Genomic DNA, 13,664 nt, shown 5'->3' with positions numbered 1-13,664 from the left:
CGTTTGTCTTAAGCATGATCTTGCTTTGAACCATTACCAAGGGGGAAGTCGGCGGATTGATCAGAGACATGGAGCGAGTTGGACTTTTGATTTAATTTTGGGACCAGAGTCTTGGGCATAAAAAAAGCCTGCGTTTAAGGCGCAGGCTTTTTCGCGAGTCTTGAGTAAGGAAGTTACTCAGTGATTTTTTGAACGATTGCAGAGGATACTTTTGCTTTTGTCAGCAATTCAGATCTGTAAGAAGCCGCTTCTTTGGAAGTGGCGAATTGTCCAACACTTACGCGGTACCAGGTTTTGCCTTTGATGTTCGCAGGAATATAAAACGCGCTGTAGCCTTTGGTTTTCAAATCAGAAGCGAATTTTTGTGCTTCAGCTTCGTCAGCATAAGCTGCAACTTGAACAGTGAATTTACCCACAGAGTATTGAGCTACATCTTTTGGCAAAGAAGAAGGAATGCGTGATTCCTCTTTTTTGGCAGCTGCAGCAGGAGCTGTGCGAGTTTGAGGTGCTTTGCCAGCTGCCAATTCTTTAGCTACAGAAGAAGGCTCTTCTTTAGTTGCGGATTTTGCCGGAGCGCCATGCGTGTCTGCTGCTGTTTCGGCGTGAGGTGCGGGAGCAGTGCCATGAGCTGGAGCATGTGCAGTTTCACCGTGCGCAGGTGCAGTACCGTGAGCATCAGCAGCAGCTGTCGGGGTTTCGTCAGCAACGAATTCCTCAGCGAGTTTGGCAATCTCATCATCAGTCATAGCGCCGGATTTGGATTCTGTTGCAGGCGCGCCGTGCTCAGAAGCCACTTCGCGTGTTGCTGTGGATTTTTGTGGCTCCAATTGTGAAATCGTGTGTTGGTTGTCACTAAAGCTCTTGCCGGCAAATAGACCCACCGAAAAAGAAAGTAGAGAGATGAACAAAACTATCACTAGTTTTACAACCGTATCTGATTTCGCTGCCATTTTTTGAATCCTCATAATGTTAAAACCCGCGTGAATGCTTAAGTTTCGGGCCCTTCCTTTGGCCTTACATCCATGGTAGCTTTAAGTCCTGGAATCGGTCAATCATCTGACGGTCCTGACTTAGAGGTGACAGCGTGGAAAACAGCGTAAAATCAAGGGATTGGAAGCAGGTCTTAGGTACGGCGATCAAAGCTGTGAGCTTGGGGCGTGAAGTGCTTCTCAATTATTTCGGTAACTTAGAGCACATCGAACACAAATTCCAAGCTGGACTTGTGTCAGAGGCCGACAAAGAATCAGAACGAGTCATCTCGGACTACTTAAAGAAAAATTTTCCTGACATAGAGTTCCTTGGAGAGGAATCATATGCCGCTGGGGCCAAGGTCCAGTGGGAATCTGCGGGAGCACAAGGTCGATGGATTCTGGATCCTTTGGATGGAACCACGAATTACATTCATCGATTTCCAATATTTTGTATAAGTTTGGGATTGGAAATTAACGGGCAGATTCAACTCGCTGTGATCGACGTGCCGATGTTGAACGAAACTTATACTGCGATTCGCGGTGAAGGTGCTTTTGTAAACGGTCGTAAAATTTCAATCACGAAAAATGAAAAACTCGATGATGCGCTGCTGGCAACTGGATTCGTGGCTGAACACGAGCACGTGATTTCCGAGCAGCTGAAAGTTTTCAACGATGTGGTTCGCAAGTGCCGTGGTGTTCGTCGTCCTGGAGCTGCGGCGTATGATCTGGCGCAGGTGGCTCGCGGTGTGTTTGACGGATATTGGGAAAGAAATATTCAACCATGGGATGCGGCTGCGGGAATTTTGTTGGTTGAAGAAGCCGGTGGTATTGTGACCACGTATCGCGGAGACAAATACAATCCCTATAAAAATTCAATTATCGCAGGACAACCTGCAATCGTGAAACAATTGCAAAGTGTTCTCGCTCCGAATATCAGTAAAGACTCTCATTGAGAGTCTTTACATCGTCTCGGTGGTGAAGGTCCTTGAAATTGAAGTCTGATCGGTCTTGATGACGTTGAAATAGATTCTGCCGATCTCGCGACCATCCGTGGTTTCGACGCTGATGCGTCCTTCGCCGGCGGCGTAATTTTGTTTCATGGAAAATCCACGGAATCCTTCTTTGCGCCCACCCGAAATTCTCATGGGCACTTTGTCGGTGCTAATCCAACCTTGGCGCGGATCTTTGTAATACCAGTGAACGATCACAGAATCATCAAAGCGGGCGGGGGAGTATATTTGTGCAAAGAAATATATTTTATCACCAGGCTCTGCGACGAAATCCTGATCGCCATTTTTCCAGAACTTCCAGGATGGGTTTTCATGAGACAGCAAATATTTGCCTTCTGATTTTTCGATTTTGTGGTAGATCCCCATGTTCTGCACCGTCAGAGGCACAGGTGGAATCCATCCTATGAAGTACAAAATCACAAACAATCCCAGCACGCTGAAGCCGGGCAAGGCCAGTGTTCTTAGTAACAGCTTTTTATTGTCGACCTTCTTGTTCAGCATCCGGTAAGCGCCATAAACCACCGCCGCTGTCAGTGCGATGGATGCAAGGAATGTGGTGATTCCAACGAATCCCACCAGGACCGGAATGGTCATCGAGAAAAAAGCAAATAGGCAGATGACGTACAGGCCCACTTTTAAATCCACCGCTGATTTTTGAACGGTTTTAAGTTCGTTCGCGATCATGATGCCCATCATCAGTCCGACGAAGACAATAGAGGAGAAGATGGATGAGCTTTTCAAAAAGAACAGTGAATAAACGCTTAGCAAGCTTCCCAGAAGAAAGTGCACAGCAAGATTTCTGTATTCCCAGAACTTGGTCACTCTGGAGCTTATCCGGGCCAGACCGTGTGTGTTGAGGAAGTCATAGAATAAAATCAGACCGATGACGCCAAGATAGACGATTTGCTGGACGATGCTAAGAGGATCATCGACATCGGAAAGTGTCAGGACATCAAAAAGAAAACCGCCCAGAAAGAAGGCGATATCCACTTTAGTTTCATTTTTTTCGTAGTAGTTCAAAAGGCGCTGTTTCAATGCTGTCATGAAATTAATAATATCTAAGGCAGCAGGCGAAATCCAACAAGAAAGCCTCCCTGTATCAGAGGGAGGCTATTTCAACCATAACCATATTGGATCAGTGGGTGAATTTGGATTTGATGGCGTCAATTCCGTCTTCGACCTTATCGGTCATTCGCGCCATAAAGCCTTTGGCTTGATCATCTGAAATATTGTATTGAGCCATTAGAGAATGGACTTTTTCTTTGGCAGCTTCTTTGGACAAGCCGGTTTTTTCGCAAATTAAGTTTACAAGATCATCAGGGCTTTTTAAGGCCTCGCGGATCTGATCTTCTGAAAGGTTCAGGTTGGAAAACTGGCTTTTCAAGGCGGACGAAATTTCGCCGAAGTGAGATTGCAGTCCACTGAGGTTCTGATTTGTTTGGTTATCCATAAAGAACTCCTTCCTTATATAGGGTCTTACCCACCAATATTATGAACCTCAAAAGCGGGACCTGCGATGGACCAAGGTCCTAGTGTGCTGATAAGCAGTCAAACTTGCCTCGCCAATTCTTTGACTCCCGTCATAAAAATTTTGGATGGAAACATTTTCCGGGGAGGCAAATTTTGCCTGTAATCAAATATGTTGGACTGCAGGAATGGTGACTGGACCGAGGACCTGTTGGCATTGCTGTTGCTTAGATGTTCCATGAGACCACTCCCATATTGTGGTCGTTCATCATGGAGGATGAATGGCAGAAGAAAATGCGCCAGCCGCAGAAGCAGCATCATCAGGCGGTTCAGGACAAAAGCCTATACTTCTTATTGCACTTGCAGTGATCAATATGCTCATTGTCGCAGGTGTTGGCTTTATGCTTTACAAAGGCAAGCAAAAGGAAGCCGCTGAACCTAAAATCGAAGACGTTATTAAAGGCGAGTCAGAGGCGCAACATAAAGAAGCCGCTGAAGAAAAAGAGATCGTCGGTAAAGTGGTTCCGTTGGAAACATTTATCGTTAATCTGGCCGGTTCAAAAGGCCGTCGTGTGGCAAAAGTGAACATTGAGCTTGAGCTTAAAGGCGAAAAAGCCGCGGAAGAGATCGACAAACGCAAGGCGCAAATCCGCGACATCATTATTATTATTCTTTCTTCCAAAACTTATGAAGAGGTTTCGACTCGTGAGGGTCGTGACAGCTTGAAGAATGAAATCAAAGACACGATTAATTCATTCCTGGTTCAAGGGAAGATTTCAAACGTGTTGTTTACTGAGTTCCTTTATAACTAAGGCAGGGCTATGAATCAGGTTCTTTCGCAAAGTGAAGTTGATGCGTTACTAGCCGCGGTTTCCGACGGGGATGTGGCGTCTTCAGACTCACCTAAGTCCGACGATGGTGGTGGTGGTTCCGGTGGCGGCAGTGGCAAGGTTGAAGAGCGTAAGATTATTTCTTACGACCTGACCAGCCAGGATCGTATCATCCGCGGCCGTTTGCCACAGTTGGAGGTTATTTACGAAAAGTTCATGAGAGCTTTCCGTGTTTCCTTGTCTTCAGCACTTCGTAAAATTGCATCTATCACTTTGACGGGCACAGAGTTTTTGAAATTCGGTGAGTTCATCAATACCTTGCCGATGCCGACATGCATGTGCGTTTTGCGTTTCGGTAATCTGCGTGGTTCGGCTCTTTTCGTAATTGAAAGCAAGCTGGCTTATGCATTGGTGGACAGCTTCTTTGGTGGCGCAGATCGCCCCTACACCAAAATTGACGGTAAAGATTTTACGCCGATCGAACTGCAGATCGTGCAAAAGGTTGTGGGTCTTGCGATCAACGATCTTGAAACGGCATGGGCCTCTGTTGAAAAGATCGGTTGTTCTTTCGTGCGTACTGAGGTGAATCCACAATTCGTGGGTATCGTACCACCGACAGACGTGGTTATCGCCTCCACTTTTGACGTTGAGCTTGAGAACGCATCAGGAACTGTTTCCATCGTGATTCCTTATGCGACGATTGAGCCAATCAAACAAAAACTATCGACAGGTTTCCAGGTTGAGTCTGACCAAACTGATAAGAAGTTGTGGACTTCCACAATTCAGGAACAGCTTTTGGAAACAGATTTGGAAATTAAAGTGAACTTGGGTGAAACCGAGATCAAGCTTCGCGACATGATGGGACTGAAAGTGGGGGACGTAATTCCTCTGGATCAGGACGCCACAGGTGAGTTCGAAGTTGAAGTAGAAGGTATTAAAAAGTTTTTAGGTTATTACGGAATACATCATGGAACCGTGGCTGTCCAAGTGACTCGTCCGGTAATCAAGTAGGGGGATAAATGACAGACGATAAATTGGACGATTTGGCAGATCAGTTAATGGCAGAAGCTTCCGGTATGGTAGCTGACGGCGGTGCTGCTTCCAAAAAAGAGACAGGCAGCGGATCGCTTGTAAAAGACAGAAACTTGAATCTGATTTTGGACATTCCATTGAAAGTAACAGTGGAGTTGGGCCGTACGAAAATGCCGGTGAGTGAGCTTTTGAATCTTACTCAAGGTAGCGTTATTGAATTGAATAAATTGGCCGGTGAGCCAATGGAAGTTTACGTGAATGACAAGTTGATTGCCCGCGGTGAAGCCGTGGTGGTCAATGAGAAGTTCGGTGTTCGTTTGACTGATATTATTTCTCCGGCTGAACGCGTAGAACAGCTGAAGTAAGAGGTTTTTGATGAAGTGGATTCTTTCTCTTCTTTTTGTGATTTCCGTATCTGCCCAAGCGGCAGAAAAAGAGGCCCCTACCTCTGAGGCGGCTCCGGCTGCTGTTACTACGGAAGTTGATTCTGAGGCGGTAGCCGTTGAAGCCGCACCTGGTGCGGAAGCCGTGGCTGCCAAAGATATGCCTAAAGTTGACAACCGAAAAGAATCAGAGATTCCACTGAATCTGGAAAAACAAAAGAATGCGGGTGCGGAAGGCTCTGGCTGGTTCCGTATCCTGATGACACTTTCACTTTTGGGAGCTGTGGGTTGTGGCGCATTTATTTTCCTGCGCAAATACTCCGTTCCCAAAGACAGAAAGCATCAGACTCAAATCAAGGTGTTGCAGCAGCATTTCCTTGGTCCCAAGAAAAGTCTTGCGATCGTTCGCGTGGCGGGGGAGTCGATCCTGATCGGTGTTACCGATCACAATATTTCAATGATTAAGTCTTTGTCCTTGCTTGATGACGAAGTTCCTGAAGAAGCTCCGAAAAATTTCGGTAAAGTGATGGGATCATTCGTGGAAGATCAGGCAGAGGAAATCGAAGAACCAGCAGCTCGTGTCAGCTTCAAAAGTACCAAAGGTCGCGCTCAAGAACAGGATGCAGATGATGAATTTGCGATCAGCGGAATCAAGGACATTGTTTCCAAACGTTTGAAAGGCATGAGGAGTTTTCAGTGAATCTAAAGAAACTGACTCTGTGGAGTTTGATTCTGTTGCCACTGGTGTTGTTGACAAGCTCCCACGCATTTGCGCAGGTGACTTTGCCGACGGTGAACCTGGGGTTCAAGACGGCAGACAATCCCAATGAAGTTGTAAACGCAATTAAATTAGTTCTTATCATGACGGTGCTGACGTTGGCGCCGGCAATTTTGATTATGATGACGGGTTTTACCCGCATTATCATCGTTCTTTCTTTTCTAAGACAGGCCATGGGTGTGCAGCAGATGCCACCGAATCAGTTGCTGATCGGTTTGTCTTTGTTTTTGACTTTCTTTGTGATGCAACCGGCATTCAATGAAATCAACACGAATGGTGTTCAGCCTTATCTTAAAGGCACGATCTCGCAAGATCAGGCGATCGAACAGTCTCTGGCTCCACTTCGTAAATTCATGTTCAATCAAACCCGTGATTCCGATCTGGCTTTGTTCGTGAAACTTTCAAAGGTTGAAAAACCGAAGACCCGTGCGGAAGTTCCGACAATGGTTTTGGTTCCAGCATTCGTGGTTTCTGAATTGAAAACCGCATTTCAAATCGGTTTTATCATTTTCCTTCCATTTCTGGTTATCGACATCGTGGCATCCAGCGTATTGATGGCGATGGGTATGATGATGCTTCCGCCAATTGTTATCTCTTTGCCATTTAAAATTATGCTTTTCGTACTTGTCGACGGTTGGGGTCTTCTGATCGGTTCGATGGTTAAAAGTTTCGGTTGAGGTGTAAAGTGACTGAAGATTTAGTAATCAGATTAGGACAGGATGCTCTTCGTACAACAGCGATGCTTGCGGCACCTCTGTTGATCAGTACTCTTGTTGTCGGCTTGGCCGTCAGTATTTTCCAGGCTCTTACGCAAATCAATGAAGCAACACTGACTTTCATTCCCAAAATGATCGTAGTTGCTGCGGTTATTGTACTGGCCGGACCCTGGATGATGGATGTTCTGACAAGCTATACTTCGACATTGATTGAAAACATTCCAGCGATGGTAAGGGAATAGATGCTGAATTGGACTGCTTACACAGAAGGACAGCTTTTGCTATTTGCGCTGGTATTCCTGCGCATGATCTCCTTTGTTGTGGCCTCCGCTTTCTTTGGATCTGAGACAATTCCCACGCCGGTTAAAGTTCTTCTGTCGATTGTTCTGAGCGTTCTTCTGTTTCCTGTGGTTAAAATTGGCAACATCGACTACCTGGTTATTTCAAATGAAATCATATCCTTAGCTATCCGGGAGCTGATCGTTGGCGTATCCCTTGGGTTTTTAACCCGGATCTTCTTTTTCGTTGTCTCCATGGTGGGGGATTTGACTGCGATGAGCGTGGGTTTGTCAGCGGGTCAAATGTACAATCCATTACTGGGTACGACGGGCAACGCACTGGAGTCTTTCTACTCCACATTGGGCACGTTGGTGTTTTTGGCGATCAACGGGCACCATATTCTGATTCGTGCAATTGTCGAAAGTTATTCTTTGGTACCAGTAAGTTCTTTGAGTCTGAATGTAGGGCCTTTTGCTGAAATGGCGGTGTTTGGACAAACAACTTTTATTCTAACTATCAAAATGTGCGCACCCGTACTTGTAACGATTCTGTTGGTGAATCTGGCGATGGGTATTCTGGGAAGAGCAGTTCCCCAGATCAACGTCCTGGTTACGAGTATGCCAGTTACGATAATGATCGGTATGGCCGTGGTTTTCATTTGTTTGCCATTGATGATTTTAGAAATGAACGGCTTGGTCGAAATCACGGCCTCGCAACTGTTCAAAGTGATGAAAGCATTGTAGAATTTAAGCAGAGATGAAGTTCTAGGAAGGAACTAAGTGTCAGACGAAAACGACAGCGAAAAAACCGAAGACGCAACGGACGCCAGACGGGAAGATTTTCGCAAAAAAGGTAACGTCGCTCAATCCAAGGAGTTGGCAACAGCAGTATTGTTGTTGGCAGCTGCGGGTGGCGTCTATGCTTTGGGTCGTTTCTTTTTCCAAAATTTCTATGACCTGTTTCTTTATTCCTTCGGCCCTGAATTGGTAACAACAATTCGTTCGGGCAACTTCACAGATGCTCTTCGTATGAACGGAGAGAAGACATTGATACTGATCGCTCCCGTTATGGGGATCGCTGGTTTACTGGGGGCTGCTTCAACAGTGGCGCAAATTGGTTTCCTGCAAGTCGAGGATGCTTTGACGCCGGACCCAAACAAGCTCAACCCGGTTGAGGGTATGAAGCGTGTGATGAGTCTTCGTGCGGTGATGGAGGCGGTCAAGGGCATCCTGAAAATGGGTGCCATCGGTTTGGTTTTGTATTTCTTGTTACGTGGGGAAGTTCATCAGATTCCATATATGATGAGCTTCTCGATTGAACAAATCTGCACTTACATTGGCGCCATCGTCGCCAAGCTTTTGGGTGGTGTGGGTGGAATTATGCTGGTGCTTGCGGGCGCTGACTACTTCTACCAACGCTGGGACCTTGAAAAGAAGATGATGATGACGAAACAGGAAGTGAAGGAAGAGCACAAGCAGCGCGAGGGTGATCCTATGATCAAATCGCGCATTCGTCGTATCCAAAGGGAGATGGCCTCCAAGAGGATGATGGCGGATGTTCCGACGGCAGACGTTGTGATCACGAATCCGACCCATATTGCAGTGGTTCTGAAGTATTCAGACAATCTGCCGGCCCCCCAAGTGGTGGCGATGGGAGCGGACTCGGTGGCAGAGAATATTAAGGCGCTCGCAAGAGAGCACAATATTCCGATCGTGGAAAATAAACCGCTGGCACGAACGATCTTTAAAACCATGAAGATCGGACAGGTGATCCCAAGAGACCTGTTTGTTGCGGTGGCTGAAGTGCTTTCATATGTTTATCGATTGCGTAGGAAGAAAAGATAATGAACGACGTTTTTCAATTTCTTAAGAGATTCGAGAAAATTACCAAGAACACCGACTTGTTCATTGCATTCGGTATCCTGGCGATCTTGGCGGTAATGATTATTCCGTTGCCACCGGCAATTTTGGATATCACCCTGACTTTCTCTTTGGCGATCAGCATTCTGATCCTGCTTGTAAGTATTTATACAGAACGCGCGCTTGATTTCACATCATTCCCCTCGCTTCTTTTGATGACGACCTTGTTCCGCTTGTCCTTGAACGTGGCGACAACTCGTTTGATCCTGACTCACGGACACGAAGGTGAGCAAGCTGCCGGTCACGTTATCGCCTCGTTTGCGAACTTCGTTGTCGGTGGAAACTACGTCATCGGTTTCATCATGTTTGCGATCCTGATCGTCATCAACTTCATGGTAATCACCAAGGGTTCCGGGCGCGTGGCCGAAGTGGCTGCTCGTTTCACCTTGGATGCGATGCCTGGTAAGCAGATGTCGATAGATGCTGAACTGAATGCTGGTCATATTACCGAAGCCGAAGCCCGTAAACGCCGTAAGCAAATCGAGCAAGAAGCTGACTTTTTCGGATCCATGGATGGTGCCTCGAAGTTCGTACGTGGTGATGCCATCGCCGGTATTATTATTACAATAATCAATATCCTCGGTGGTTTGGGTATTGGGGTGATTCAAAAAGGTTTGGATGTCGGTACAGCGGCAAAATACTACACGATGTTGACGATTGGTGATGGTTTGTTGTCACAGATCCCAGCTCTTATCATTTCTACCGCTGCCGGTATGATCGTAACCCGTACCTCAAACTCTGACAAAGACATGGGTGAAGAGGTTACAAGTCAACTTTTGGTTAATCCACGTGCTGTAATGGTGTCTGGTGGTGTGCTGATCTTGATGGGTTTGGTTCCAGGACTTCCTACATTGCCATTCTTGTTAATGGGTGGTCTGTTGTGTGGAACATCGTGGGTTATTAGGAAGTTCAAAGCTGAAACGGCTGCTGCAGAAAAGAAAGCTTTGGAAACTCAGGCGGTGGCTCCGAAAAAAGAAAACATCGAGAGCATGCTTCCAGTCGACATGGTCGAGTTGGAAGTTGGTTACGGTTTGATCAGCATTGTCGAGTCTGATCAAAGCGGTGACTTGCTTGAGCGCATTGTCAGTATCCGTAAGCAATTCGCGTTGGATCTGGGGATTGTGGTTCCAAGTATTCATATCCGCGACAACTTGCAGTTGGCGCCGGGTGAATACCGTCTGATGATCAAAGGCAACAAAGTCGGTGGCGGTATGCTTCGTCCTGAATCCTTGTTGGCCATGGATCCAGGCAACGTTACTGAAAATATTGATGGTATCAAAACCAAAGAACCAGCGTTCGGGTTGGATGCTTTGTGGATTTCTCCGAATCGCAAAGAAGATGCAGAGATCGCTGGTTACACAGTGGTGGATTTGCCAACAGTTATGGCAACTCACTTGACCGAGATCATTCGCTCTCACGCTCACGAATTGTTGGGTCGTCAGGAAGCTGCGACTTTGGTGGAAAACTTCAAGAAGTCTCACCCGAAAGTGGTGGAAGAGCTTATCCCGGATCTTATGTCCCTGGGCTCTGTGGTTCGAGTTATGCAAGGGCTGCTTAAAGAGCAGATCTCGATTCGTAACTTGCTGACTATCTTTGAAACATTGGCTGATGAGGCTCCGCGCACGAAAGATATCGAAATGCTGACTGAAGCAGTTCGCAGATCCTTGGCTCGTGGAATCACCGCAAAATACACAACGGATCAGGGAAACATTCCAGTTATGACTCTGCATCCGGTTATCGAGGAGCTAATCGCCAACTCGCTTCTGCAAACAGAGCAGGGCGTTCAGTTGGTGATGGATCCAAACACGGCTCATCGTCTGATCAACGAGATCGCACGCGCTGTGGAAAACCATCCGGAAGTGGCAAGTCAGCCGATTCTGCTGACCAGCCCAACTTCCCGTAGACATATTTACAAACTGACTTCGCGTTTTATTCCTCAATTGGTTGTGCTTTCGCATAACGAGTTGACCTCAGATGCGGATGTTCAATCGGTTGCACTTGTGGAGATGAGCCATGCAGGTTAAGAAATTTGAAGCACGTACAATGAAGGAAGCTTTGGAGATGGTGAAGTCCCAATTGGGACCTGACGCCATTATTCTCTCTGCCCGTGACAACAATAAAAGCTTCGGCCTGGTTGGTGAAGGCAGTGTGGAAATCACAGCCGCGGTTTCCGAGGAAACTCTGCAAAAAAAGAAATTTGCAGAATCCCGCTTGCGCGAGCAGGATCGTGAAAGATTCCTTGCCAGTACAGCTCGTCAGCAAAAAGAGTTGATTCACAAAATGGTGGAAAAGCATGTGCAAAAAAGCCAGGCTCCAGCACCGATCACACAACGTCGTTACATTGATATTGAGGATGAAAACGAGTACGCCCGTCAGCAAAAAATGTCTGAAGAGCGTGTGAAGAGCGCTGCGCAAAGAGCATTGCATGCTTTCCAGGAGCAGGAGCAGGTTTTCCAGCCAAAGAAAGCAGCACCCACTCCACAACCGAAGCCAGCTCCTGCGGCACCAGTAAAGCCGCCGGCTGACAACGAAGAAATTCGTGCATTGAAAAATGAAATTGCCTCCTTGAAACAGGTGATCACTCACTTCCAGCAAATGCCGCAAACATTCGTCGGTGCACATCCTGGTGCTGACTACGGTATTTCTTATGATTTGAGTTCGGTCTTTGAAAAACTGACTCGTTCAGGAATGGCATCTGAAATCGCAGCCGATATTCTGACTCATGCGCAGGAGACGCTGTCGCCATTGAAATTGAAAAACAAAGCTCTTGCAGAGGCCTTCGTGGCTCGTCATGTTCTGGATGCGATCAAAATCTCCCAGAATCCGACGGCAGGAAAAATCCACTGCTTCGTCGGCCCGGCGGGTAGCGGAAAAACTTCGGCATTGATCAAAATGGCCAGTCACATGGTGGTTCGTGAGCGCAAGAAAGTCGCGATCTTCACAACGGACACTTTCAAAGTGGGTGCTGCTGATCAGATGAAGATCTATGCACAGATTCTGAACGTGCCTTTCTCGGTGATTCGCTCTCAAAATGACTGGAGCAATCTGATGCGCTATCTGGCCAATGTTGATTGCGTACTGGTTGATTTCACCGGTTTAAGTCTGAAAAGCAATGAAGAGATTCAGATGCTTCGCAATCTGTTGCCACCTCAGGCGCTGAACGCAAGTATCCATCTGACCATGTCTTCAAACACCAAGGATGCGGATGCGATCGAGTTGGGTCGTCGTTACTCGGTGATGGGCTACAAGGATGTGATCTTCACTTCGTTGGATGAGTCCACACAGCATGGAACAATTTATAACTTTATGAAGCGCTTTGATATTCCATTGCACTCATTTGGAATCGGTTCTCGTGTTCCTGAGGACTTCGAGTTCGCCACGAAAGAGCGTCTGCTGGATCTGATTTTTAGAATTACAAAATTTAAACAACAGGATTCTGAGGCTGTATGAGTCGTTTAAATACTTTTGATCTCTATCGCACAAGAACAATCAGTATCACCTCTGGAAAGGGTGGTGTTGGTAAAACAACGTTGGTTGCAAATCTGGCGTTGAGCCTGGCGCAAAAAGGCAAAAAGGTTTTGATTCTTGATGGTGATCTGGGCATGGCGAACGTGGATATCATGTTCGGTGCAAAAAGCCAGGGCAGCATTCACGACATTCTGGCGGGTCGCAAGGAAATGAAAGACATTCTTTTGGAAGTATCCAAGGATGTGTTCCTGATTCCGGGTGGCAGCGGTGTTGTTGAGTTCAATAACCTGAATCACTTCGAAAGACGTGCCATGGTGGAAGCTATTGGCTCCCTGCCAATGGGTTTTGATTTTCTTTTGATTGATACGGCACCGGGAATTGCGGAAAACGTATTGTTCCTGAATTCCGCAGCTCAATCAGTCAGCGTTGTTATCACGCCGGATCCTTCCAGCTTCGCAGATGCCTACGCACTTATCAAAGTTTTGAACAAGAACTACAAAGTGAATCACTTCTCGATCATCTGCAATCAAGTGCGTGATGAAGAAGAGGGCATGAGTTTGTACAAACGATTCAACGATGTTGTAAATCGCTTCCTGTACATTGGTCTTGATTACTGGGGCTCAGTTCCAAATGATTCGGTTTTAAGAAAAGCAACACAAATGCAGCGTCTCATTGTGAGACACGATGTCGGTGCGGAATCATCCAAGGCGATTCGTCAAATATCTGCGCAGTTGGAAACTTCCTCGAAGCTTATTGAGGCTAATGGAGGAATGCAGATGTTTTGGGATCAAGTGGTGGGGGTCGCTTAAAG

At 46.6% G+C, this 13,664-nt stretch carries 15 protein-coding genes; 12 read left to right on the top strand and 3 right to left on the bottom strand.

Translation table 11 applies throughout. The features are described 5' to 3' along the window. Positions 1-173: 173 nt before the first annotated feature. Positions 174-950 carry an SPOR domain-containing protein gene (locus ACLVWR_RS04050; protein ID WP_413582625.1) on the bottom strand — a complete coding sequence of 259 codons (777 nt, stop codon included), beginning with the start codon at positions 948-950 and terminating at the stop codon, positions 174-176. A 134-nt stretch (positions 951-1,084) separates the two neighbouring features. Between ACLVWR_RS04050 and ACLVWR_RS04045 the strand changes: the two genes are divergently transcribed. Then, positions 1,085-1,924, top strand: coding sequence for an inositol monophosphatase family protein (locus tag ACLVWR_RS04045; protein WP_413582624.1), 840 nt, complete (start codon positions 1,085-1,087; stop codon positions 1,922-1,924). A gap of 6 nt (positions 1,925-1,930) precedes the next feature. Here the strand turns inward: ACLVWR_RS04045 and ACLVWR_RS04040 are convergent, their stop codons facing one another. Beyond that, entirely contained in the window at positions 1,931-3,025 is a 1,095-nt protein-coding gene (locus ACLVWR_RS04040; protein WP_413582623.1) for a DUF2914 domain-containing protein, read from the bottom strand. A gap of 91 nt (positions 3,026-3,116) precedes the next feature. Continuing rightward, entirely contained in the window at positions 3,117-3,431 is a 315-nt protein-coding gene (locus tag ACLVWR_RS04035; protein ID WP_413582622.1) for a hypothetical protein, read from the bottom strand. 298 nt (positions 3,432-3,729) lie between these two features. Between ACLVWR_RS04035 and fliL the strand changes: the two genes are divergently transcribed. The 11 genes from fliL to ACLVWR_RS03980 are packed head-to-tail and all read left to right on the top strand — an operon-like array spanning position 3,730 to position 13,662. Further along, positions 3,730-4,260, top strand: coding sequence for a flagellar basal body-associated protein FliL (gene fliL / locus ACLVWR_RS04030; RefSeq protein WP_413582621.1), 531 nt, complete (start codon positions 3,730-3,732; stop codon positions 4,258-4,260). A gap of 9 nt (positions 4,261-4,269) precedes the next feature. Continuing rightward, the gene (gene fliM / locus ACLVWR_RS04025) at positions 4,270-5,289 is read left to right on the top strand and encodes a flagellar motor switch protein FliM (RefSeq protein ID WP_340597635.1); all 1,020 of its coding nucleotides are present in this window, start codon (positions 4,270-4,272) and stop codon (positions 5,287-5,289) included. 8 nt (positions 5,290-5,297) lie between these two features. Further along, positions 5,298-5,675: a flagellar motor switch protein FliN gene (gene fliN / locus ACLVWR_RS04020; protein ID WP_413582620.1), complete on the top strand. Its 378-nt coding sequence runs from the start codon at positions 5,298-5,300 to the stop codon at positions 5,673-5,675. 10 nt (positions 5,676-5,685) lie between these two features. Next, complete coding sequence (locus tag ACLVWR_RS04015; RefSeq protein WP_413582619.1) at positions 5,686-6,393, top strand: FliO/MopB family protein; 708 nt, start codon at positions 5,686-5,688, stop codon at positions 6,391-6,393. Continuing rightward, positions 6,390-7,148 (top strand): flagellar type III secretion system pore protein FliP, encoded by a 759-nt coding sequence (fliP, locus tag ACLVWR_RS04010; RefSeq protein ID WP_340597632.1) that lies wholly within the window; start codon positions 6,390-6,392, stop codon positions 7,146-7,148. The genes ACLVWR_RS04015 and fliP overlap by 4 nt, the downstream gene beginning before the upstream one ends. An 8-nt stretch (positions 7,149-7,156) precedes the next feature. Further along, positions 7,157-7,429 (top strand): flagellar biosynthesis protein FliQ, encoded by a 273-nt coding sequence (gene fliQ / locus ACLVWR_RS04005; protein WP_340597631.1) that lies wholly within the window; start codon positions 7,157-7,159, stop codon positions 7,427-7,429. Further along, positions 7,430-8,209, top strand: a complete 780-nt coding sequence (gene fliR / locus ACLVWR_RS04000; protein ID WP_340597630.1) for a flagellar biosynthetic protein FliR — start codon at positions 7,430-7,432, stop codon at positions 8,207-8,209. Positions 8,210-8,245: 36 nt separating this feature from the next. Then, the gene (gene flhB, locus ACLVWR_RS03995) at positions 8,246-9,310 is read left to right on the top strand and encodes a flagellar biosynthesis protein FlhB (RefSeq protein WP_340597629.1); all 1,065 of its coding nucleotides are present in this window, start codon (positions 8,246-8,248) and stop codon (positions 9,308-9,310) included. Continuing rightward, complete coding sequence (gene flhA, locus ACLVWR_RS03990; protein ID WP_413582618.1) at positions 9,310-11,409, top strand: flagellar biosynthesis protein FlhA; 2,100 nt, start codon at positions 9,310-9,312, stop codon at positions 11,407-11,409. Before flhB ends, flhA begins: the two co-directional genes overlap by 1 nt. After that, positions 11,399-12,835 carry a flagellar biosynthesis protein FlhF gene (gene flhF / locus ACLVWR_RS03985; RefSeq protein WP_413582617.1) on the top strand — a complete coding sequence of 479 codons (1,437 nt, stop codon included), beginning with the start codon at positions 11,399-11,401 and terminating at the stop codon, positions 12,833-12,835. Before flhA ends, flhF begins: the two co-directional genes overlap by 11 nt. Beyond that, positions 12,832-13,662 (top strand): MinD/ParA family protein, encoded by an 831-nt coding sequence (locus ACLVWR_RS03980; RefSeq protein WP_340597626.1) that lies wholly within the window; start codon positions 12,832-12,834, stop codon positions 13,660-13,662. Before flhF ends, ACLVWR_RS03980 begins: the two co-directional genes overlap by 4 nt. The last annotated feature ends 2 nt before the right edge of the window (positions 13,663-13,664 follow it).

Origin of the sequence: Bdellovibrio sp. HCB288, from assembly GCF_047305935.1 — a bacterium.
In the GTDB taxonomy this organism is placed as follows: domain Bacteria; phylum Bdellovibrionota; class Bdellovibrionia; order Bdellovibrionales; family Bdellovibrionaceae; genus Bdellovibrio.
The sequence above is the reverse complement of the archived record's forward strand: the minus strand, read 5'-3'. Positions and strand labels throughout refer to the sequence as shown.